General features: G+C 72.3%; 16 protein-coding genes and 1 pseudogene. 8 read left to right on the top strand and 9 right to left on the bottom strand.

Annotation, left to right across the window (positions count from 1 at the left end):
• Nucleotides 1–190: 190 nt before the first annotated feature.
• From P3T34_RS33300 to P3T34_RS33290, 3 genes are all read right to left on the bottom strand, one after another.
• Nucleotides 191–1,015: an ABC transporter permease subunit gene (locus P3T34_RS33300; protein WP_280669763.1), complete on the bottom strand. Its 825-nt coding sequence runs from the start codon at nt 1,013–1,015 to the stop codon at nt 191–193.
• Nucleotides 1,012–1,929 carry an ABC transporter ATP-binding protein gene (locus P3T34_RS33295; RefSeq protein ID WP_280669762.1) on the bottom strand — a complete coding sequence of 306 codons (918 nt, stop codon included), beginning with the start codon at nt 1,927–1,929 and terminating at the stop codon, nt 1,012–1,014. Before P3T34_RS33295 ends, P3T34_RS33300 begins: the two co-directional genes overlap by 4 nt.
• Nucleotides 1,930–2,064: 135 nt before the next feature.
• Nucleotides 2,065–3,501, bottom strand: coding sequence for a DUF2252 domain-containing protein (locus P3T34_RS33290; RefSeq protein ID WP_280669761.1), 1,437 nt, complete (start codon nt 3,499–3,501; stop codon nt 2,065–2,067).
• A gap of 236 nt (nt 3,502–3,737) precedes the next feature.
• Between P3T34_RS33290 and P3T34_RS33285 the strand changes: the two are divergent.
• Nucleotides 3,738–4,169: pseudogene (locus tag P3T34_RS33285) on the top strand (extracellular solute-binding protein); the annotation flags it as partial.
• 7 nt (nt 4,170–4,176) lie between these two features.
• Here the strand turns inward: P3T34_RS33285 and P3T34_RS33280 are convergent.
• The 5 genes from P3T34_RS33280 to P3T34_RS33260 form a co-directional block, all read right to left on the bottom strand.
• Nucleotides 4,177–4,770: a hypothetical protein gene (locus P3T34_RS33280; RefSeq protein ID WP_280669760.1), complete on the bottom strand. Its 594-nt coding sequence runs from the start codon at nt 4,768–4,770 to the stop codon at nt 4,177–4,179.
• A 221-nt stretch (nt 4,771–4,991) separates the two neighbouring features.
• Nucleotides 4,992–5,591, bottom strand: coding sequence for a cation transporter (locus tag P3T34_RS33275; protein ID WP_280669759.1), 600 nt, complete (start codon nt 5,589–5,591; stop codon nt 4,992–4,994).
• A gap of 73 nt (nt 5,592–5,664) precedes the next feature.
• Nucleotides 5,665–7,866, bottom strand: a complete 2,202-nt coding sequence (locus tag P3T34_RS33270) for an exo-alpha-sialidase (RefSeq protein WP_280669758.1) — start codon at nt 7,864–7,866, stop codon at nt 5,665–5,667.
• Between the two features lie 187 nt (nt 7,867–8,053).
• Complete coding sequence (locus P3T34_RS33265; protein ID WP_348534719.1) at nt 8,054–10,519, bottom strand: DUF4132 domain-containing protein; 2,466 nt, start codon at nt 10,517–10,519, stop codon at nt 8,054–8,056.
• 2 nt (nt 10,520–10,521) lie between these two features.
• Nucleotides 10,522–10,914, bottom strand: coding sequence for a hypothetical protein (locus P3T34_RS33260; protein ID WP_280669756.1), 393 nt, complete (start codon nt 10,912–10,914; stop codon nt 10,522–10,524).
• Nucleotides 10,915–11,104: 190 nt separating this feature from the next.
• On the opposite strand from P3T34_RS33260, the gene P3T34_RS33255 reads away from it, so the two are divergent.
• The 3 genes from P3T34_RS33255 (at nt 11,105) to P3T34_RS33245 (ending at nt 15,507) form a co-directional block, all read left to right on the top strand.
• Entirely contained in the window at nt 11,105–12,607 is a 1,503-nt protein-coding gene (locus tag P3T34_RS33255; protein WP_280669755.1) for a hypothetical protein, read from the top strand.
• Between the two features lie 234 nt (nt 12,608–12,841).
• Nucleotides 12,842–14,098, top strand: coding sequence for a sigma 54-interacting transcriptional regulator (locus tag P3T34_RS33250; protein ID WP_280669754.1), 1,257 nt, complete (start codon nt 12,842–12,844; stop codon nt 14,096–14,098).
• 104 nt (nt 14,099–14,202) lie between these two features.
• The gene (locus P3T34_RS33245) at nt 14,203–15,507 is read left to right on the top strand and encodes a VWA-like domain-containing protein (protein WP_280672543.1); all 1,305 of its coding nucleotides are present in this window, start codon (nt 14,203–14,205) and stop codon (nt 15,505–15,507) included.
• A gap of 221 nt (nt 15,508–15,728) precedes the next feature.
• Here the strand turns inward: P3T34_RS33245 and P3T34_RS33240 are convergent, their stop codons facing one another.
• Nucleotides 15,729–16,841 carry a hypothetical protein gene (locus P3T34_RS33240; RefSeq protein ID WP_280669753.1) on the bottom strand — a complete coding sequence of 371 codons (1,113 nt, stop codon included), beginning with the start codon at nt 16,839–16,841 and terminating at the stop codon, nt 15,729–15,731.
• Nucleotides 16,842–17,108: 267 nt separating this feature from the next.
• Between P3T34_RS33240 and P3T34_RS33235 the strand changes: the two genes are divergently transcribed.
• From P3T34_RS33235 to P3T34_RS33220, 4 genes are all read left to right on the top strand, one after another.
• On the top strand, nt 17,109–18,236 hold the full coding sequence (locus P3T34_RS33235; RefSeq protein WP_280669752.1) for a ThiF family adenylyltransferase: 1,128 nt from the start codon (nt 17,109–17,111) through the stop codon (nt 18,234–18,236).
• Nucleotides 18,237–18,587: 351 nt separating this feature from the next.
• Nucleotides 18,588–20,759, top strand: coding sequence for an MMPL family transporter (locus tag P3T34_RS33230; RefSeq protein WP_280669751.1), 2,172 nt, complete (start codon nt 18,588–18,590; stop codon nt 20,757–20,759).
• On the top strand, nt 20,760–21,437 hold the full coding sequence (locus tag P3T34_RS33225; RefSeq protein WP_280669750.1) for a response regulator transcription factor: 678 nt from the start codon (nt 20,760–20,762) through the stop codon (nt 21,435–21,437).
• Nucleotides 21,434–22,837, top strand: coding sequence for a HAMP domain-containing sensor histidine kinase (locus P3T34_RS33220; RefSeq protein WP_280669749.1), 1,404 nt, complete (start codon nt 21,434–21,436; stop codon nt 22,835–22,837). Before P3T34_RS33225 ends, P3T34_RS33220 begins: the two co-directional genes overlap by 4 nt.
• Nucleotides 22,838–22,958 lie beyond the last annotated feature (121 nt).

Genomic DNA, 22,958 nt, shown 5'->3' with positions numbered 1-22,958 from the left:
CCATACCCCCTGGTCCGGCGGCGCAGCCGACTGCCGCCGCTTCCGGCTCCCACCGTAGTCTTCCCGTCCGCCGGTGTCCGGCAACCGGCGCTTGTCACCCGTGCGGCCGGGCGCGCGCGCAGCCGTGCGCGCGCCGGCTCAGGGCACCGGCTCAGGGCACCGGCTCAGGGCACCGGCTCAGGGCACCGGCTCAGGGTGCCAGGTCGCGGCGGGCCAGCAGCGGCAGGGCAGCGGCGATCCCGGCCGCTCCGACGGCGAGCAGCACCACCGCCGGGAACCAGGCGAGGGTGCCGTGGGCGAGGGCGTCGCCGGGCGTGTAGTAGTGGAACGGGCTGACGAAGCGCAGCGGCGCCGCCGGACTCCAGGCCAGCGCGATGAAGTTGACGGCGAACCCGACCGCGCCGAACGCGATGGTGGCGCCGATCACCTGGGAGCGGTGCCGGGCGGCGGCCGAGACGGCCAAGGCCGGCCCGGCCAGGCAGATGCTGAAGCACCAGCCCAGCACCCCGGCCGCGAACACCCCGCGCAGCGGCACCGCGTGGTGCAGCTGCGGCGAGAGCGCGATCCCGGCGGCCGTCGTCAGAGTGGCGGCGGCGTTGAGCACCAGCGTGGCGGCCAGCAGGGCCGCCGTGCGCTCGGCCAGCAGCCGGATCCGGGTCACCGGGCGGACCATCAGGAGTTCGATGGTGCCGCCCTCCACGTCGGCCGCGACCGCCGCGCCGGCCAGCGATCCGATGGCGGTGAGCTGCATCGCGATCCAGAACGGGTGGACCAGACCGGCGCCGAGCAGCCCGGGGTAGCTGGCCAGCGAGACGTCCCCGGTCGAGCCGGAGAACGCCTTGAGCGCGCCGGCCGGCCCACCGCCCGTGCCGCCGAACAGCTGCGTCGGCGGCACGGCGTGCGTGACCAGCACCATCAGCGCCTCGAAGAGGACCATGCCCACGGTGAGGAAGACCAGCATGCGCCGGCGCCGGGTCAGCGCGAGGCGGAACAACGGGAACCGGGTGCTGCTCACTGCTGGGCCTCCGTCCTGCGGTAGAGCGCGAGAAACGCCTCGTCCAGTCCGGCTTCCTCCACCGCCAGGTCGGCGACGGGCAGCGTGGCCAGCAGCTCCCGCAGGCCGTCGACGATCTCCTCCGGTGGGACCAGCAGCCGCAGTTCGGCGCCGTTCCAGACCGGCGACCAGGCCTCGGCCCGCCCCAGGGAGCGCGGCCCGAGCCCGTCGGCGAGGACGAGCCGGACCCGGCGGGCGCGGGTCTCGCGCAGTTCGGCCACCGCCTGGACGGTGACCAGGCGCCCGTCCCGCACGATCGCCACCCGCCCGCAGGTGCGCTGGACCTCGGGCAGCACATGGCTGGAGAGCAGCACGGTGTGCCCGGCCGCGGCCGTCTCGGCCAGCAGGACGAAGAAGCTCTCCTGCACCAGCGGGTCGAGCCCCTCGCTGGGTTCGTCCAGCACGAGCAGCTCCGGGTCGTGCTGAAAGGCCTGCACCAGGCCGAGTTTCTGCTTCATGCCACGCGAGTACGCGCGCACCGGCCGGGCGAGGTCGGCGGCCAGCAGGCCCAGGCGCTCGCAGAGTTCGGCCCGGCGCGGCGTCGGGACGCCCTGCAGGTCGCCCAGCAGGCGCAGCGTCTGGTGTCCGGTCAGCTCCGGGTAGAGGCGCAGCTCGCCGGGGAGGTAGCCGAGCCGCGGGGCGAGCCGGCGGTGGTCGGCGACCGGGTCGAGGCCGAGCACCGTGACCCGGCCTCCGGTCGGGCGCAGCAGGCCGACCAGGCAGCGGATGGTGGTGGTCTTGCCGGCGCCGTTCGGCCCCAGGAAGCCGAAGACCTCGCCGCGCTGGACGGTGAGGTCCAGCCGGTCGATGCCGAGCTTGCGTCCGTAGCTCTTGGTCAGCGCTTCCAGTTCGATCGCTGCCGCAGTCTGGTTCAACCATGCCTCCCCGGCCCAGCGGTGCTGTGCAGGGTCCAGCATGGGACCGTTTCGGCGCCGGGAACAGGGGTCGGGCGGGACCGTCGCCCTCGGGGTCTGCGATGCGCGGACGGCCGCGAGCGGTGGGCGGACGGTCTACCCGGCTTCGGCGGCCACCCGTCCGGTCCGGATGGCGTCGAGCAGCGCCTGGTGGTCGCGCTCGTTCTGGTCGGCGTAGCTCTCGGCGAACCGCACCAGCGCCCGGTCGAACGTGTCGCCGCGGCCCAGGTAGGCCGCGATGGCGATCCGGTCGCCGGATCTGGCGTGCGCGCGGGCGAGCGTGGCACCGCACAGCTCGCCGAAGAGCGTCAGGCCGCGGGGCACCATCAGCGAGGGATCGGCGATGCCCTTCCAGTCGCGCAGCTGGCGCACGTAGAAGTCCCGGTCGACGCCGTCGGGCGCGTGGACGCGCTCCCAGCCGAGGAAGATGTCGCTGGCGGCCTGCATCAACCGCTGTCCGGCGACCACGCGTTCGCCCTGGGTCGAGAACCGGCTGGCCCCGACGTAGGTGGCGAGCACCGAGGTGTCGGCCTCCTTGGCCTGCAGGAAGAGCGGGTCCTCACCGTCCTTGCCGAGCAGGAGCACGATCCAGCAGCGGGTGCCGACGCTGCCGACGCCCACCACCTTGCGCGCCATGTCCACCAGGGTGAACTGGCTGAGCAGCTGGCGCCGGTCCGACTGGAGGCTCTTCCCGTAGCGGGAGATCAGGTCGCGGAGCGTGTCCTGGATCGCCGCGGCCGGGATCGCCCCGCTCCCGGCGCCGGGCAGCAGGTCGGCGGCCCGGATGATCCCGGGCGGCTGGGAGACGATCCGCCGCTCGCCGTCGACCAGTTCGGTGAGCTTCTCGAAGGCCTGCAGGCTGTCGCGGGTCCGCGCCTTTTCCAGGGCCTTGCTCAGCTGGGTGCGGCCACGCTTGTGCAGGCGGCCGGACGCGACGGCCTGCAGTTGCGCGGCGTCGGACTTCGCGTACCAGACGTCGAGGTTGCCCATCCCGGCGAAGCCGCGCATCCGTTCGCGGTAGGAGCGCACGGTCGACTGCACGATCACGGCGCGCTCCGCATCGGTGAAGCCGTTCTCGCGTCCCGCGATGACCATGCTGGCGGCCAGCCGTTTGACGTCCCACTCCCAGGGGCCGGGCAGCGTCTCGTCGAAGTCGTTGATGTCGAAGAGCAGGTTGCGCTCCGGCGAGGCCAGCAACCGGAAGTTCAACAGGTGTGCGTCACCGCACAGTTGGGCACGCAGGCCGCTGTTGGGGGTGGTCGCCAGATCGCCGGCCATGATGGCGGCGGCGCCCCGGTAGAAGCGGAACGGCGACTCCGACATCCGTCCGTAGCGGATCGGCACGAGCTCCCGCACCCTGGTGGCGGACTGCTTCTCGATCACGTCCACCGGGTCCATCCGGTGCGGGCCCGGCTCGTACTCGGCGTGGCCGGAGCGTGGCGTGTGCGCGCGGGCCGCCCTACCGTAATCGGCGCGCTCCCGAGCGGAACGCCAGGACGTACCGCGTGCGGCGATGGCGGAACTCCGAGTCATCACAACCTCCGGGTGTGTACGGCCGGGCTCACGACCGCGGCCTCCCCTTCCATGCTGCTCGCACCCGACGTGATCCGCACGGCCCCGGCCGCGCCCGGCCGCACCCCGGCCGCACTCTGGCTCACCCGAGGTGCGGAGCCGCCCCCGCAGCCCGAGGCTGGGATCGACTCCGGGCATGCCCGCCCGCACGTGCATCGCACATGTCATATTTTTCAGTCACTGAACACCGAGGGGACAACGAGCTGGAGATCGCGGTCACGCCCGGCAACCCCAAGAAGGTCACCACGCTGCAGGACCTGAGCAACCCGGGCACCAAGGTCGTCCTGTGCGCCAAGGAGGTGCCGTGCGGAGCAGCCGCCGCCACCGCCCTCGCGGCCGGCCACGTGAACCTCACCCCGGTCAGCTACGAAGCGGACGTCAAGAGCGCGCTCACCAAGGTCGAGCTCAACGAGGCCGACGCGGCACTCGTCTACCAGACGGACGTGAAGGCCGCCGCGGGCAAGGTCGACGGCGTCAACTTCCCCGAGGCCGCGTCAGCCATCAACGACTACCCCATCGCCCCGCTGACCCACGCCCCGAACCCCAACGGTGCCCAGGCGTTCGTGGCGCTGGTCCAGTCCCCCACCGGCCAGCAGGTGATGACCGCCGCGGGCTTCCAGAAGCCCTGAGCCTGATTCAGTAGCCGCCGCCCGACGTGCTGCTCGGCGTGGTGGCTGCGGCGGAGGGCGGGCTGGTGATCGCATTGCCGCTGGGGCTGACGACGTACCACTTCCCGCCGAACGCCGTGACGCCCTGCCCGTTGACGTCACCGGCCTTGGAGTCGTCGACGAAGGTGTACAGCGGGTGGCCCTTGTAGGTGACCTGGGTCGTGTGGTCCGCTCGCATGCTCGTGCCGACCAGCGACGCCGTGAGTCCGCTGGAGTTCGGCGTTCCGGTCGTGGTGAGCGGTGGCCACGCCGCAGCGCACGCGCCGTTGCAGGTCGAGGTCGAGGTGGTGTCCGACGCGAACACGTACAGGGTCCGGCCGGACCCGTCGACCAGGATCTGCCCGTCGGCCGAGTTGGCGGTCTTCAGCGAGGCAACTCCGCTGGCCGGCGCGGCCGATGCGCTCGTCGAAGGCGCGGACGCGGACGCGGAGCTCGACGTGGCGGCGGCACTCGACCTGGACGTGGAGCTGGAACTGGAGCTGGATCCTGGGCTGCTGGAACAGCCGACCACCAGGGCCGCCAGGGCAGCCGCACCCGCAGTTGCTGCGATAACAGGCTTCATGACGGACTTCTTCCGCTGGAATCATCTGGAATCATCGCAGCGCCTGACGCGCCGCGGCCGGTCCACCGGCCCACCTAGGGCGGGTCCCGAGGGTGGGTCCGCAAACGCCACCTCAGCGGGCAGGCCGACAGCGGTCCACCCACGGCGAGGGGCACACGACCAGTGTCCGCGCCCGCACCCGCGCCCACCACCCGGGCCGAGCTGCGGACCCGGCCGGGCTGTCAGTGCCCGTCGGAGAAGATCTCCCTGACCTCACGCACCGCGTAGTAGACGAGCACGTACCCGGCCAGCGGGTCGGCCCACCAGAGGCCGGCGAGTGAGTTGAGGACCAGGCCGATCAGCACGGCGGCGGCCAGCAGGCCGTCGATCAGGGTCACCCGGCCCTCGGTCTTCAGCACCGGGTTGTCCAGGGCCGCGCCGGTGCGGGCCTTGCCCGCAGCGAGGGCGAACATCACTGCGGCGGTGACGGCGGTCCAGGCGATGCCCAGCGGCGAGTGGTGCGGGCGGAAACCGGCGGCCAGCACCCAGGTGGACTGCACCAGCAGGTAGAGGGCCAGCAGCGCGAAGCCGACGCCGATGAGCTTGAGCGCGCGCTTCTGGCGCGCCTCGCCGCTGCCGGACAGCTCCCAGACGACCACCGTGGAGGCACCGATCTCGATCAGCGAGTCCAGACCGAACCCGGCCAGCGCCACCGACCTCGCCGAGATCGCGGCGACGGCGAGCACCACGATGCCGACCACGTTCCAGCCGAGCGTGGCGTACTCCAGCGCGAAGCCGCAGCGGAGCAGGGTCTTGCGGGCGGTGTCATCGGTACTGTTCACCGCGCGATTCTCCCAGACTGCCTGCCGCACCGGCGCCCGGCAGGTGCGGCAGGCCCTCATGGGGCGGCGTGGTTCACGAGGCGTTGAGTGCGGTGTCGTCGATGACGAAGCTGGTCTGCAGGGACGCGTTCTCGGTGCCGGTGAACTTCAGGGTGACGGTCTGCCCGGCGTAGCCGGACAGGTCGAAGGAGTGCAGCTGGTAGCCGGCAGCCGCGTTGAGGTTCGAGTAGGTGGCCAGGGTGCCGAGCACGGTGCCGCCGCTGTTCAGGACCTGGACCTTGAGGGTGTCGTGGGCCGCGGTCGTGGTGGTCTCGGCGGTGTCGATGTGCAGATAGAAGCTGAAGGCGGCGCTGCACCCGGCCGGGATGGTCACCGCCTGGGAGAGGGTGTCGGTGTGGGTGCTGCCGTAGCCGTCGAGCCACGCGTCCCAGTTACCGGAGTGGGACGGCTCGGAGACCAGGTCGCTGTTGAGCACGCCCGCGGTCGCTTTCCAGGGCGAAGCGCTGCCGGTCTCGAAGCCGGGGTTGCCGAGTTTCTGGCCGGGGCTGGGGCAGCCGCCGCCACCGGTGGGGTTGACGGTCCAGGTGAAGGACGCCTGGCCAGAGGCGGTGCCGGAGGAGGCGGTGACCGTGACGTTCGAGCTGCCGGCGGTGGTCGGGGTGCCGGAGATCTGACCCGAGGTGGAGATCGACAGGCCGGCCGGCAGACCGGTGGCGGAGTAGGTGAGGCCGGCGCCACCGGAGTCGGTGCCACTGATCTGCAGGGAGACCGCAGTGCCGGCGGTGCCGGTCTGGTTGCCCGGGTTGGTCACGGTGACGGTGTCGCCCGTTGCCTGGCCGATGGGCAGGCCGCCGGTCGGTGCGTACATCGCCACGTCGAACGTGCTGCCGCTGGGGGCGTGGGCGACCGGGATCACGGGGACGGCGTTGCCGCCGGCCAGGACGGAGGTGGCGATGTAGTCGCCGAACATCCGGCCCTGGCTGGTGTTCGGCAGCCAGGCCAGCGTCATCGGGCCGGCCAGCTGGACGGGTGCGGTCCAGGTGGCCCCGCCGTCGGCGGAGGAGACGTAGCCCGCATCCAGCTGGCAGGTCGTGTCCGTGCACGAGGCATTCGGGTAGTAGTAGTACGTCAGACCGAGGCGGGTGGTGCTCCCCGAGCTGCTCGGGTCCACGCCGATGCCCGGCGTGAAGTGGTCCACCGTACTGGTGGCCGCGTCGATCGGCACCCGCACCGGCGTGCTCCACGACGTGCCGTTCGTGGAGGTCGACATGATGATGTCGTTGCTCGTGCAGCCGCTGCGGAAGCGGCAGTCGGACCAGACCGCGTAGACCGTGCCCGCGGCGTCGATCTCGGCCGACGGCAGCGAGCTCTCGCGCAGGGTGTCGTGCGGGGTGCGCGTGGCCGTGGCGGCAGCGGCGTCGTCCTCCAGCCCGGAGACCGTGTGGTGCGAGACGGTGGCGATCTGCACACTGGAGCCCCAGCTCGCACCGCCGTTGGTGGACGTGAAGGCGTCCTCGGCGCTCTGGGTGCCCGAGGAGAACGGCACGACGACGGTGCCGTTGGGCTGCACGACCGGCTGGCCGCCCAGCCCGCTGGGGCTGTCGGCCGGGCTCTCCTCGGCTCCCCAGCTCGCGCCGCCGTCGGTGGACGTGCGCATGTGCTCGGCGTCGCCGGAGTTGGCGTCGTCGTACTCGGTGTAGCAGTGGCCGTAGTACGGGCTGGCGGCGTGGTCGTCGCAGACCGTCCAGTTCTTGTCGTCGAACGTGCCGGTGGAGACGCCGACCGGGCTGCTCCAGGTGTGTCCGCCGTCCGTGGAGCGGCTGAGCTCCACGTCGACCTCGCTGCCGGCGGTGATGCCCAGCCAGGAGACCATCCAGACGCCGTCCTTGGCGTCGTAGGCCACCGAGGCGTCGCTGGCCGAAGCGTACGGGCCACTGGTGTTCGCCGTGGAGGCGGGCATGAACCCGTGCGTCCAGCTCTGGCCGCCGTCGGTCGACGTCGCCCACCCGATGTTGGACGCGCCGCCGCCGGAGACCCGGCCGACCTGGAACGCGGAGACGACGGTGCTGCCGTAGCTGAAGGTGTCCGGCTCGACCTCGGTGGCGTGCTGGGCCTGCGCGTCGGAGTACGGATCACTGCTGACCTGGGCGAGGGCGAGGGCGGGGGCGGTGGCGGCGACTTGGGCGGTGGTGCCGAACGCGGGAGCGGTGAACGCCGTCGCAGCGGCCAGCACACCGGCAAGGAGGAAGGAGCCTTTTCTAGCCAGTCCGGACATGTCTCTCCTGACATACCGAGCGGTACCGGATGGGTGTCGGCTGTCACCGACACGGGGCAGACGGATGCTGGCGCCCCCACCGGCCGCGGGGAAGGCGAACAGCCTGGCGAGAACATGACATGTCACCTTCACGACAGGCCCGCCGCAAGGGTTGCGGCGGGCCCACGGGAGCTGCCTGTCCGGGCCCCTACAGCTGGCTCAGGATCGTCGGGTCCGTGATCTTCGTGTCGTCGGCCAGCATCATCGCCTTACTGAGGATCACGGCCAGCATGCGGTCGCCCTCGAAGGGGAGGTAACCAGCCTGCGGCGCGGCCGGGTCGGACTTCGGGACGATGCACAGGTACCGGTCGTCCGGCGTCATCAGGATGTTCCCCGAGCCGAGGTGGATCTTGTACGTGTGGCGCTCACCCTTCACGTGCAGGAAGCGGCCTTCGATGGTGCAGCGGTCGGCGATCGCCAGCCGGGGTACGAGCCGCTCCAGCAACACGCGGCGCGTCTCAGCGCTCTGGTTGAGCTCCCCGAAGCCGTAGGACGTCCAGTACTCCCCGAAGCGGCCCTCGGGTCCGCCGTCCTGCCAGGTCGGGTCGTTGCCGACGCTGGCCACGCCCACGAACAGGTCGACGTCGCGCAGGACTTCGGACAGCACCAGCGGCGGGACATCGGCGATCGGGACGGGCTCCACCGGGTCGGCACCGGCCCTCAGCCACATGCCGTACTCACCGCCGTAGCAGCTTGCCGAGTTCTCCGGCGCGCCGATCGGGTAGAAGCGGACCTGGTCGGTGGTCAGGCGCAGATAACTGCCGGACTCGGTGGTGTCGACGCCGTAGTCGTCGCCCTCCCCCTGGATCCAGTACTCGGCGCGCAGCCCCCACTGCGGCATCCCCCGGGTGGCGGGCGGGGCCGTGTCGTCGACCATCAAGCGCAGCTTGTTGCGCCAACCCCGGATCGCAGCAAGGGAGTTGAACTGGTGCTGGCGCAGGATGTGCGCGGCGAAACGGTTGGAGTACGTTCCCGTCGCGCGCTCGGCGTCGGTCAGCAGATACACCTCGCGGTGGGCCTGCTTGAACGGCTGCGTGATCCCGTGCCGCTCCAGCCAGTCGCGCCAGGCCACGATCTCGGCGCTCTCGTGGCCCACCGGGTGCCAGAGCCGGACCTCAACCCCTTCGCGCGCCGGGTCGTCGGTGAGGGTGCGCAGCTCGCCGTCGGCGAATCCGACGGTCGTGCCGTCGACCGTCCACAACAAGCGGCGGGCCAGGGTGCCGACCAGGGGATGGTCGAGATACCGCTCGCGCCAGGTGGTGTAGGACCAGCTGCGGCGGGCGAGGAACTGCCGGTCCAGGCGCTCGCTCTGGGCGGAGAGCATCTTGTCGATGTCCTTGACCGCCGCCTTGAGGTCCTTGAGCTCCTCGGCGTGGTCGCGCTTGACGGCGGCGGGCACGCTCTTGACCGCCTTGCCCGCGGAGTTGCGCCAGCCGAGGACCACCTTGGTGCCCCGGACCTCCAGGACTGCGGTGACCTCGCCCAGTTGCTGCTCGGCGCGGCCGACCTCGGTCAGTCCGTAGGCGGGGACGGCGAGTTCCTCGATCTCCTCGCGGGACAGGCCCAGCGCCGCGGCCCGGGTCTGCAGCGCGGTGTCGAGCAGCTTGAGCGTGCCCTTGTAGGTCACGCGGGTGGCCAGGCGGGCGAGTTCGGCGAGGGCGGGTTCGCCGTCGATGCGGGAGAGCGCGCCGACAGCGGCGTTGGCGACCTTGGGGTTGCGCGGGCCGAGCCCGGAGACCTTCCTGAGCGACGTCTCGACCAGCGTGCCGAGGGCGCGGGCGGTGTCCGGGTGGGCGGGCAGCAGGGCGAGCGCCCAGGTCAGTCCGCGCAGGGCGTTGGCGTTGTAGGGGTCGTAGCTGCTGTTGACGTCGGGCTCGTACGTCTGGCGGTCCAACTCGAAGGTGCGGCGGCCGACGAGGGCGAGCCAGGGCAGCAGGGTGGTCCGGACGCGGTCGGCGCCGAGGGGGTGGATCAGGATGCGGGCCCGCTGCTCCCACTGGCGGGTGGGCTTGGCGGTCGTGGCGGTCGTCGCGTGCCGGAGGAGGGCCTGCCAGTCGGGGCTGTCCTGGGCGTCCCGCAGGGCTTGCTCGGCCCACTCCTCGCCGACGTTCAGGACGGGCTCGGTGAGCTTGTCGGCGAGCGCGGGGAGCGACTCGTCGCGGTAGGCCTGCAGGGCCGAGCGCCGGAAGACGGCCACGACCTCGGGTGCGAGGGGGCGGCCGGCGTCGAGTTCGGCCTCGGCGAGGACCTCGTGACGCTCGCCGTACCACAAGGTGTACCGGCGGCTGAGTTCGTCGAGCCGCCTCAGGCGCTCCACCGAGAGCCGGTCCCCGGGCAGGCCGCGCGCGATGACACCGATCAGGGTCAGCGCGTTGCCTCGGGCGACCGCGCCCGCCTCGGCCGCGTGGTACTGCGTCACCAGGGCGTCGGCGAGCGCGGTGCGGGTCTCCGACGGCAGCGCGCGCACCTCGGCGAGCATGCCGTCCCACGGCCTGGTCCAGTTGCCCCGGTTGCCGGCCGCCAGCTTCAGCAGTTCGACGGCGAGTTCATCCGCCTCCCCTGCGGCGGCTGCGCGCTGCCGGAGCAGCTCCTTGATCCTCTGGATGTCCGTCATCGTCATCCCCCCACCAGCGGCACGAGCTTCAGGAACGTGACCTCGGTACCGAGCACGAGCTCGATCTCCTCACCCGGGTCGGTGACCTGGCGGTCCCCCACCAGGACGAGGAAGCCGTTGCCCGCGAAGGCCTTGAGCGCCAGCTCGGTCTGCGCCTCGGGGTCGATCCGGCGGGGGGTGCGCAGCGCGTACCCGTTCAGCACGCGCTCGGTGTCCTGCGGCTGTATGAGCCCCTGGAACACCTGCGGTGTGCGCGCGTTGTACTCGGCGACCTCCTGGAAGACCCGGCGCCGGATCAGCTCACGCACGGTGAGCCTCTCCTCGGCGATCTCCAGGCCCCACCCGTCGCTCCGGTCCCCCGCCGTCGTCTCGTCGACGAACATCACGATTGCCATGCCGTGGACAGTACGGGCCACCACTGACACCGAGACCGCAGGGGGCATCGCCACCGAGCCGGCCGGACGGGCACAGCGGGCCGGCGAACAAAGCCGGCTGACAGATCGTCCGCGCAGTGGCTACGATGCGGGCGATGAAGAACTTCTCCTCGTACCGAATGGGGGAATCGTTCACGCAAGGTGAGTGCTGATGGCACTTCACCTCATGAACGAGTTTCCGACCCACCTGTTGATGTGGCAGCGCGTGCGCGAGTACGCCGTGCCACCGTCCATGATCGAGACCGCGACGGCACGGCGTGCCCGGGGCGACTGGGCGGGGGCGTGCGCCGCCGCCCGGATCGACGTAGATCTCGATCTGCGCGCCGTGCGGCACCGCCACGGCGCCGATCTCGCCACCCGCCTCCGGACGGATCTGCGCCTGCTCGCGCCGGACCTGCTCCGCTGGCACCTGCCCCGGGTCGCCCCTGACGGCCGGCTCCGGCCCGGCCTCACCATCTCGCTGGCCCGCTACGGGTCCGGCGACACCGCAGCGCCACCGCACCTGGTGGTGCGGACACCGCCGGCCTGGGCGGATGCCGGACAGCGCGTCTCGCTCGCCCTGTGGGAGGGGCCGGGGAGCGGCGCTCCCCGGCACCACCCGCATCCGCATCCCGACCGGCGCTTCCGGCTCGACCTGCACCGCCACCTCTGGGATGCCGGTCGGAGCGGTGAACTGGCCGGCCGGAGCGGTGAACTGGCCGGTCGCCATGGTGCGGACGGGCCGCCGCCGGATCGGTCGCGCCCGCTGGAGCGAGCTGATCCGCGCGCCGTCCACGAGTCCTGGTGGACGGCGCGGTGGGCCGCCGAGGCGGAGTTGCTGTTGCGGGCGGAGGGACGCTCGCGCGGCGGCTTCACCGTGCGGCTCGGCAGGCGCGACCACGCCGTGTTCGAGCTCGTCGCCCCCGACGACAGCCATGCCCCGACGGTCCGGCCGCTGCGGGAGGCGCTGGGGCCGCAGGACATCGCGGCGCTTCCCGCCCTCCCGGAGGCGGCGATCCGGATCCCGCCGGATCTGGAGCTGCTGCGGGCCGGCCTGGTCACGGTCGAGCGGTTGCACCCACTCGTCGCCGCAGCACTGGCTGGAGCCGGCCCGACCGCGGCAGCCGCCCGCACACACCGGCCCGGTGATCCCCACCGGGTGGAGTGCCGCGGCGAGGTCCACCGGATCGCGCTGCGGAACGGGGTGCTGACGGCTATCGATCACGACCTGGCCCAACTGCGCCGGGAAGAGCTGCTGGTGGCACTCGGCGGCCCGGCCCTGCCCTGTCTGCGGGCGATCGACGCGGTGCACCGCAGTCCAGCGGCCCTGCCTGCGGTCCGGGAGCGGCTCACCCACGGGGACTTCGCCGGAGCGCTCACCGTGGTCGAGGGGCTGCTCGGCCCCAAGGCGGTCCTGCGTGACGGACCGCTCCGGGACGAGCTGGAGTCGGCCGTGGCCGGCCGCATCGACCACGGGGTCTTCCGTGCGGGGCTGATCGCCGTCCACCCCGCCGCCGGCGCGGCCGAGGGCGGGGGCAGGGCCGGGGGCAGGAACGACCCGGGCGAGCGGCACGCCGAGTCGGGACATCGCCCCCGTCTCGACCGCCGCACGCCGCTCGTCCTACGCCGCAAGCGGAGCAGCCGGCCCAGGCCCCGCACCGGCCTGGCCTCCTGACCGGTTCCGGTTCCGGTTCCGGTTCCGGTTCCGCACCGACGACTTTCCAGCGCGGCGCCCACCATCCGGCGCACCCACAACCTCCGGGACGGGCTGCCCCGTCCCCCTACCCCCCTCCAGGTGATACCCATGACCTCCACCGCCCTCCTGCCGGCTCCGGCCGCCGTCACGCCGTTGTCCAGTCCGTCGTTGTCCAGTCCGTCGTTGTCCAGTCCGTCGTTGTCCAGTCCGTCGTTGTCCAGTCCGTCCGAGGCTGCCGGCACCGACACCCAACTCACCCTCGCCGACGACCTCTTGACCTTGCTGCGGACGACCACGACCGAAGCGCGCCCCGACGAGCAGCTCGAAGCGCTCACCCTGGCCGTCGCCGCCGACCTGCCAGTCCTGATCTGGGGCGAGCCGGGCATCGGCAAGACTGCGGCCCTGACCCAGCTCGCCGCCTCCCTCGATCTGCCGCTGACGACCGTCATCGCCAGCGTCCACGAACCGTCCGACTTCTCCGGGCTGCCCATCGTGGGCGACGACCCGGCCGTGCAGGGGGTGCCGATGGCACCGCCGCAGTGGGCTGTGCAGCTCGTGCGGGCCGGGCGGGGGCTGCTCTTCCTGGACGAACTCTCCACCGCCACCCCGGCCGTCCAGGCCGCGCTGCTCCGGGTCGTCCTGGAGCGGCGGGTCGGTGCACTGCAACTGCCCGCTGGGGTACGGATCGTGGCCGCCGCCAACCCCCGCGCGTCGGCAGCGGACGGCTGGGAGCTGAGCCCGCCGCTGGCCAACCGCTTCGTGCATCTGTACTGGGTGCACGACCGTGAGGTGGTGGTGCGCGGCCTCGGCGGAGTCTGGCCCCGGGCCGAGCTGCCCCGGCTGGTGCCCGGCCGGCTGCCGGAGGCGGTGGCCTTCGCCCGGCACGCGGTCTGCGGGTTTCTGAAGGCCCGGCCGACCCTGATCCACCGGCTGCCGACCACGGAGACACGGCGCGGCGGCGCCTGGCCCTCGCCCCGGAGCTGGGAGGCCGCGCTCACCCTGCTGGCCTTCGGCACGGCGGCCCGCGTCTCCCGCGAGGTGCTGGCACTGCTGGTGCGGGGCGCGGTGGGGGACGGTCCGGGGTTCGAACTCCTCGCCCATCTGGACCGGATGGACCTGCCCGACCCGGAGGCGCTGCTGGCCGACCCGGCCGCCGCCGAGCTGCCGGAACGCGGCGATCTGCGTCAGGCGACGCTGGAGGCGGTGGTGGCCGCGATCGGGGCACGGCCGGAGCGAGCGCGGTGGGAGGCGGGCTGGGCGGTGCTGGTACGGGCGCTGGAGACCGGCACCCCGGACCTGCTGGTCGCCCCGGCAACGGCGTTGGCCGCGTTGCGGCGCGACGACTGGGAGGTGCCGGACGCGGTGGAGCGACTGGTCGGGGTGGTCGGTCTCGCCCGACGGGCGGACCGGTCGGTGGCGCGGGTCGCGGCGGCGGGCGGCGGCGCGTCCGCGACGGGGACCCACCGATGACGGGGGCCCCGAAGCACCCCGCGCGGCGCCCCGAGCCGTACTCCGAGCCGTACTCCGAAGGGCGCTCCGAGCCGCGGCCGCTGCCGCGCCCGCTGCCGCGCCCGATGACCCGGCCCGCGCCGCCGCTTCCGGTGCGGGCGACGGTGCCGGGGCCACCGGTCGGCTCCGGCGCGCCGGTCGGCCGACCCGGCGCACCGCTGGACACGGAGAAGCTGTTCGCCGCCCGGCTCCATGCGGTGAAGGTCCGTCCCTACCTGGCCAGCGCGCTCTTCGCGCTGCACGTGGTCGAGGACCGCTCGGTGCCGACGATGGCGGTGGACACCCACTGGCGCTGCTACGTCTCCCCCGGCTTTGTGGCGCGCACCTCGCTGGAGGACCTGGCCGGCGTCTGGGTGCACGAGGTCTCCCACCTGCTGCGGGACCACCACGGGCGGGGCGAGCGGTATGCGCGGGAGCACGAGGAAGACGGGCCGGGCGAGAGGCTGCGGCGGAACGTCGCCGCCGACTTCGAGATCAACGACGACATCTACGGCGACGGTCTGCCCGTGCCGGCCGGGGCGGTTCTGCCGTCACTGCTGGCCTTGCCCGACGGGCTGCTGATGGAGGAGTACCTGCGCCGGGCGCCGATGTCCGGGCTCGCCGCGGACCTGGCCTGGCTGGACTGCGGCAGCGGTGCCGACGGGCAGGAACGGCCGTGGGAGCTGGGGCCCGGCGGCGCAGGGGGGCTGACCAGGCTGCAACGGGACGCGGTCCGCTTCCGGGTCGCCGAGGGGATCAAGGGCCGACCGGGCGACGCGCCCCACGGATGGCGCCGGTGGGCTGACGAGGCGTTCCAACCACCGCAACCGTGGCGGCAGTTGCTGGGCGCCGCGGTCCGCTCGGCGGCGAGCGCCCCGGGGCTCGGCGAGGACCACAGCTACCGGCGGCCGTCCCGGCGCTCGGCCAGCGTCCCCGGGGCACTGCTGCCGAGCCTGCGCCGGATGCCGCCCCGGGTCTGTGTCGTGATCGACACCTCCGGCTCGGTGAGCGATGCGGAACTCGGCAGCGCGCTCCTGGAGGTGGCGGCGATCTCCCGGGCCGTCGGCGGGCGGCGCGACCTGGTGTCGGTGATCTCCTGCGACGCGGCGGCCGGGATCGCCGTCCCGCTCTGCCGCGCCGAGAACATCGAACTCGTCGGCGGCGGCGGAACGGACCTGCGCTCCGGTTTCGCCCGGGCACTGCGTTCCCGGCCCCGCCCCGACGTCATCGTCGCCCTGACCGACGGTCAGACCCCGTGGCCCTCCACAGCACCACCCTGCCGCACCGTCGTCGGCCTCTTCCCCCGCCCCGCCCGCGCCGTGAACGAGGACGACCCCGACTACCTCCCGGACGCCCCGCCGTCCTGGGCACGTGTCGTCGCGATCAACTGAGCCGGCACTCCGCGAGGCCCGCGCAAAGGTCTGGGCGACGTTGCGTTGCCCGAACGGGCAGCACGGGGTCAACTTCCGGCAGCACCACCGGGATTCCCGCACGTCGAGGTGGGACCGCCGGTGCTCCAGGAGCTCTGGTGGGACACCGCAGCACCCCGGCCGGCTGTTCCGGCCGGGGTGCCCTGCGCGCACCTTCAGGTCATGGACCGGTCGGTCTGGCTCTAGCCGGCGAGGTTGGCCAGGAAGTCGTGCGTGCCGGTCGCGTCGGTTCCGTTTCCGGCGGCGATGACCTGCCCGTCAGGCGTGCCGACGAGGGAGTTGACGGTCGGGGTCGTGGTCAGCGGCCCGGGGTACGGCGCCCAGGACGAACCGTTCCAGTCCATGACCCCTTCGTTCTGGGTGTGCGAGACGCCGGCCAGCAGGTCCGTGCCGTGGAAGGCCAACCCGGTGACGGCGCTGTAGAAGCCGTCGGCCGAGATGTGCACCGGGAGGTAGGCCGTGGTCCAGCTCTGGCCGTCCCAGTGCTCGGCGAAGATGCGGTCCGGGTTGGTGCCGCCGTTGAGGTCCGTCTCCCGTCCCGCGATCCAGACCTGGCCGTTGCGACTGATCACTGCCTGGGGCAGAGCGCTGCGAGGTGTCAGCGACGGGACGGTCACCTGCGACCACTGGGTGCCGTCCCAGTGCGCCAGGTAGGGCTGGCACCGGTCGTTGCCGGTCGACGTGCACTGCGTCCCGGTGGCCCAGGCGTCACTGGCCGACGCCGCGGACACCGCGGTCAGCATGGTGTCCTCGCCGGCGATCTGCGGCAGCTTGGTGACGGTCCACGCGCTCCCGTCCCAGTGGCCGACACCGGCGACCTCGCTGCTGCCGTAGAAGACACCGGCCGAGAACGCGCTGGTGGGCGACACCGCGGCGGCGGCCTGGACGTAGTACCCCGACACCCCGGGGCTGTGGTCGACCCAGTTCTGACCGTCCCAGTGATAGACGATTCCGGCGGTGGTCGTTCCGCCGAGGAACCAGACGTCGGTGGCGCTGGTCCCGGTGATGGCAGCGGCGCCGAAGCCGGTGGGAAGGCTGAACTGGCTCCAGGCCTGACCGTTCAGCTGCCACAGCTGACCGCACGTGCTGCTCTCTCCGCACGGCTGGTAGGTCGTCCCGAAGGCCGACGTGGTGCTGAGGGCGGTGATGGAGTGCAGCGATCCCACGGACGGGATGGGGAGCTGGTTCCAGGACGGCGTGGCGGCCGTGGCCGGCGCGGCGCCCAGGGAGAGGGCGGCACCTAGTGCCGTGATCGTGGTGAGCAGGAACTGCCGAATGCTCTTTCGTCGGGTCATGGTTCCACGGTTGCCGCGACGCCTATAGCTGTCCTATATGCGGACGCCGGTGGGACGGAGCTCGAACGCCCGCTATCCCTGGCTGGCCGCCTCGCGGTAGCCGTCCAGGACCGATCGGCCACCTCCTGGCGCACCAGCTTCAGAGCTTCGCGAGCATTGACGGCCCCCGGCGCTCTCTGTACCGTCCATGTCACGTCATTCACACATCAGTTCAGTAAGCGTCCTCGGGGTCGGACCGTCACGTACGAGTACGAGTGGAGCCAGCCCATGTCATCCGCCGGGGCGTCGCAGCCTGCCCACCTCCTCCCGAGAGTCAAGCGCGAGCACCAGGCACTGCGGCGGGCCGACGGGACGATCCAGATCGGCGGCGACATCTACGGGATCGCTTCGGTGATCGACGACCCGGACGGTTCGCTCTGGCGGATCATCCGGCTGGTCGACGGCACGCGGTCGCCGGGGCGGCTCGGCGGCGAGTCCGGGCAGCCGGCCGAGACCGTGGCGGCGGTGCTCGACGCGCTGTACCACGGCGGGTTCCTGGAGGACGCCGCCGCCCAGGGCTCGCCCGTGCTCAGTGCGCAGGAGCGGGAGCGCTACTCGCGGAACCAGGCCTTCTACCGCTGGATCGACCTGGCGCCGCGCACCTCGGCGTGGAGCGCGCAGGAGCGGATCAAGGCGGCGACGGTCGTGGTGGTCGGGCTCGGCGGCGGCGGTTCGAGTGTGGCCCTGGCGCTGGCCGCCTCCGGCGTCGGCACGCTGCATCTGGTCGACCATGACCACGTCGAACTGTCCAACCTCACACGGCAGTTCCTGTACACCGAGGCCGATATCGGAGGCTCCAAGGTGGACGCGGCCGTGGCCCGGCTGCGGGCGCTCAACTCGACGATCAGCGTCACCGGCGAGGAGGCGAAGGTCGAGGGGGTCGCGGACCTGCGCCGCCTCGCGGCCCGCTGCGACGTGCTCGCGCTCTGCGCGGACCAGCCCCAGGAGATCGGGCACTGGGCCGACACCGCGTGCCGCGAGGTCGGCATTCCGTGGGTGACCGGTGGGTACGTCGGGCCCGTGACCGTGGCCCAGACCTTCTCCCGCGGCGAAGGCGCCTGCTTCGAATGCCTGCACCTGCGCAGCGGCGAACTGTCGGACGGCGCGCCGGCCGCCGCCGTCGCGCCGGACGACTTGGTACCGCTCGGCAACGACGACGTGGCCGCGAGCACCGCCGTCTCGGCGGGCCTGGGCGGCCTGATGGTGGCTCACGCGGTGCTGGCCCACATCACCGGGGCGCCGGACTTCGGCGGCCGCAGCTTCCAGTTCGGCCTGAACCTGGTCGCGCCGCACGAACAGCGCTACCTGACGACGGAGCGCCGCCCCGACTGCCCGGTCTGCGGCGGCCAGGACTGACCACGAGCTTCGAACTCACCGGCGCGCAGCAGCACTTGCCGCGCGCACGGTGCGGAAACCGTCGGAGGGAGAGGAGGTGACAGCCATGCAGATCCGCAAGCTTGAGAAGAGCGAGACGTCCCAGAAGACCTTCGTCCAGGGGGCCCGGTTCTGATCCGCCGGCGCGCCTGCGCCGACTGACGCCGCCCCCGGCGCGGTCTCACCCTTTCGAGGACCGAAGACCGAGGACTGAGACCGCGCCGGGGCTGCTGCGGGTCGGGGCGGAGTCGGGTTCGAAGCGTGAAAGCTGTTTGCAAGCCGGCGATTCCTAGCCTCGGGGTCTGAGCGAGTCCGCTCCACCGAGGAGGAACTGTGGAACTGCTGAGCAGATGGGTGATCCGGCACCGGTTGCTGGTGCTGGCGCTCTGGCTGGTCGTCACCGTGGCCGGCGTCGCCGTGGCGCCGACCGTCTCGAGCCGGCTGCTGCCGGGAACGCACACCAACGGCTCGGCCTACGCGGCCGATGCGCAGATCGCGGCGCAGTACGGCGGCGCCACTTCGGACCCGGGCGTGCTGGTGCTCGGGCTGCCGGCGGGCGAGAGCGTGACCGCGGCGGCTGCCGCGGATCAGCTCCGGGCGGTGGACGCGGCGATCGCCGAGGCCGCCCCTCGGCTTCGGTTGGTCTCGTACGCGTCGACCGGTGCCAAAGCGCTCGTGGGCAACGGCGGCAGCAGTACCGTCGTGCTCGCCTACCCGCCGCACGACGGCGATGACATGGCGACGGATCAGGTCGACGCGCTGACCACGGCGGCCAAGGCGGCGGCGCCGTCGCTGACTGTGAACGGCACGAGCGTGCGGGCACTTGAGGCCGGAAGCACCGGCTCGGGCGGAAACTCCACGGTCACCAGCGAGCTCATCTTCGGGGCGGTCGGCGCGCTGATCGTGCTGGCCTGGGTGTTCGGGTCGCTGCTGGCCGCCCTGCCGATCATCATGGCGCTGGTCTCCGTCCTGACGATGCAGCTGCTGATCTACGGGCTGACGTACCTGATGCCGTCGTCCTCGCCGCTGAACCCTGCGGTGCAGTACATCGTGGCGCTGCTCGGTCTCGGCCTCTCGATCGACTACTCGCTGCTGGTGGTCACCCGTTGGCGGGAGGAGCGCGCAGCGGGCAGGAGCAATGAGGAGGCCGTGCGGGCGGCGGTCAGGCGGGCCGGGCACTCGGTGTGGTTCAGCGGTCTCGTCGCCTCGCTCGGCCTGTTCGCGCTGATCGTCGTGCCGAACTCGGTGGTGCGCGGGATAGGCGTCTCCGGGTTGTTCATTCCGTCGACGGCGACGCTGGTCGCGCTGACGCTGCTGCCCGCGGTCCTGTCCAAGGCCGGCGCGCGGGTGGATTGGCCGCGGCGGCGCTCGGCGGGCGCGGCGAGCCGGTTCTGGAGCTGGTGGGCTGGCAGGGTGATCCGGTTCCGGGTGCTCGCGGCGGTGCTGGGCCTCGGGATTCTCGGCACGCTCGCCGGAGTCGCAGCGACGATCAACATCGGCCTGCCGACCACCGCCAACCTGGCCGCAGGCGGCGCCTACACCGCTGGCCTGCACGCGCTGGAGGCGGACGGGTTCCCCTCCGGAACGCTCACCACCGTCCCGGTGTACATGCCGCACACGGCGGACGCCGCCTCGGTCGCCGCCTCGTTGAACACGGTGGCGAGCGTGCACGGCGCCGTCGCCCCCGCCGGCGCGCCGTGGCAGCAGGACGGGAGCGCGATGGTGTTCGTCATCCCGCAGCACGAGGTGGGCACGTCGCTGGGCGGGAGCTCGCTCGCCGACATCCAGCACACGGTGCCGCGCGGCGTGCTGGTCGGCGGCGAGGGTGCGCTCAACATCGACCTGACCCGTTCCACGTACGGGGCGTTCCCGATCCTGTTCGCCATCGTCGCGCTCGTGACGTTCCTGCTGCTCGCGCGTGGCCTGCGCTCGATCCTGCTACCCGTGAAGGCGGTGCTGCTCAACATCCTGTCGGTCGCCGCGTCCTATGGTCTGCTGGTGCTCGTCTTCCAACACGGCTTCGGGATGCAGGCGTTCTGGGGCGCGCGCAGCTACGGCGCTGTCGGCACGCTCACCCCGGTGCTGATTTTCGGGTTCCTGTTCGGGGTCTCGATGGACTACGAGGTGTTCATCCTCGCCAGGGTCCGCGAGGGCTACGAGCGCACCGGCTCCACACGGGAGGGAATCGTCGAGGGGCTCTCGCGCACGGGCCGCCTGGTCACCAGTGCCGCGCTGATCCTCTTCCTCGCGCTCGCCTCGCTCTCCACGGCCAACGACATCACCGTGCGGCAGATCGCGGCGGGCCTGGCCTGCGGGGTGCTGCTGGACGCCGTGGTCGTGCGGATGCTGCTGCTACCCGCGCTGGTCTCGCTCCTCGGCGGGCTCAACTGGTGGATGCCGCGCGGCGCCGCCCGACTGCTGAGGATCAAGGACGAAACGCCCCGGCCGACAGCCGACGGCCGACCGGGAGAGCGTATTCCACTCTCGATCGGGGATGCTGGCTAAATGCGCGTGCTGGTGGTCGAGGATGAGCAGGACATGGCCGAGTCCCTGGCGTGGGGGCTTCAGGCCGAGGGTTACGTCGTGGATGTGGCGTCCGATGGTGTGGACGGGCTGTGGAAGGCCCGCGAGACCTCGCCCGACGTGATCATCCTGGACGTGATGCTGCCCGGCATGAACGGCTACCAGGTCTGCCGGACCCTGCGCGAGCAGGGCCGGTGGACCCCGATCCTGATGCTCACCGCCATGGACGAGGACCTCGACCACGCCGAGGGCCTCGACAGCGGCGCCGACGACTACCTGGCCAAGCCCTTCTCCTATCCGGTGCTTCTCGCGCACCTCCGCTCGCTGACCCGGCGCGCGCTGGGCGCCAGGCCGACAGTGCTCACCGCTGCCGGCCTGGCGCTGGACCCGGCCAGCCGGGCGGTGACGCGCGGCGGTGAGGCGCTGGATCTGACGGCCCGCGAGGTCGCGGTCGTCGAGCACCTGCTGCGCAACGCGGGACGGGTGGTGTCCAAGACCGAACTGCTCGAGCACTGTTGGGACGTCAACTTCGAGGGCGGTCCGTCCGTGGTCGAGGTCCACGTCCACCGGTTGCGGCGCAAGCTGGAGGCGGGCGGCGGGCCCGCGGTGATCGAGACGGTGCGCGGCCAGGGGTACCTGATCCAGCAGGACGAGCAGTGAGCGGTCAGGCGGTGAGCGGTCAGGCGGTCAGCGGGCGTCCCTTCGCCGGCGCGGGCAGCGTGCGCGCGCGGGTCACCGCCGTCGCCGGGCTCGCGCTGACGCTGGCCGTGGCGCTCGGACTCGTGCTGCTCTACCTGCTCCAGGTCGGCTCGGCGCACCGGACCGCCGACGACCAGCTGCGCACCTACGCCGCCCAGATCGAACAGGCCGGCCAGGACGGCAGCTGGCCGCGGCCACTGCCGGCGTTCGCGCTGGACGCGAACGCCCAGGCCCAGGTGCTCGCCCCGGACGGCACGGTTCTGGCGGCCACCCGCGCGCTCGAAGGAATGGGCGCTGTCTACTCCCTTCCCACGGATTCGGACACGCCGGTACGGCAGAAGGCCGGCGCGGCGTTTCCCGGCGAGCTGCGCGCCGTCGGCACCAGGGCCACCGTGGACGGCCGACCGGTGAGCGTCGTGACCCTCACCAGCACCGACCTGCTCAGCCAGGTCGACGAGACCTTCGCCCGCCTGCTGCTGATCGGTCTGCCGGCCATCCTGCTGCTGGCCTGCGGCACCGTCTGGCTGGTCGTCGGCAGGGCACTGCGACCCGTCGAGCGCATCCGCCGTTCGGTCACCGAGATCACCGCCGCCGACCTGTCCAGGCGGGTCCCCGAGCCGGCCAACCACGACGAGGTCGGCCAACTCGCGCGCACCATGAACGACATGCTCGCCCGCCTCGACGACTCGGCCACCAGGCAGCGGCGGTTCGTCGCCGACGCCTCGCACGAGCTGCGCAGCCCGCTCGCGGCGATCCGCACCACGCTCGAGGTCGGTCTCGCGCACCCGGCCACGGCACCGTGGCCGCAGATCGCGCAGCGCGCGGCCCGCCAGTCCAGTCGGTTGGAGACGCTCGTCCAGGAGTTGGTGGTGCTCGCCAAGAGCGACGACCGGCAGTTGGTGGCGCACCGGTCGGCGGTCGACCTCGGCGAGCTGGCCGAGGAGATCCGCGCGACGAGCCCGTCCCCGCTCGTCGCCGTCCAAACCGCACAACACGCCCCTGGGGAGGCGGTGGTACTCGGTGACCGGGAGCACCTGGGCCGGATGGTGCGCAACCTCGTCGACAACGCGGTCCGCTTCGCCCGTCACCGAGTCCTGATCACCGTGCTGGACCTACCGCCCGGAGAGGTCGGCATCGAGGTCAGCGACGACGGGCCGGGGATTCCGGCCGAAGAGCGCGAACGTGTTTTCGGCCGGTTCGTCCGCCTGGACACGAGCCGCGAGCGCGGGAGCGGATCGAGTGGCCTGGGCCTCGCGATCGCGAAGGAGATCGCCACGGCACACGGCGGGCGCATCAGCATTGCGCAGGCTCCCGGCGGCGGAGCGCTGCTCAGGATCACCCTGCCACGCGCCGCCGGTTGACGGCGAAGTCAGGATGACCGGTTGTGTTGCCTCGCCTGACGTACCTAACTGTCACCAACGTGTTCGTCAGATCGGTGTGGACAGAGTGAGGTTCACCGCCGAGGACCGTGCTTTCCTCGCG

Origin of the sequence: Kitasatospora sp. MAP12-44, from assembly GCF_029892095.1 — a bacterium.
GTDB lineage: Bacteria > Actinomycetota > Actinomycetes > Streptomycetales > Streptomycetaceae > Kitasatospora.
Note: the sequence above shows the minus strand (reverse complement) of the source record. Positions and strands in the feature narration are given on the sequence as shown.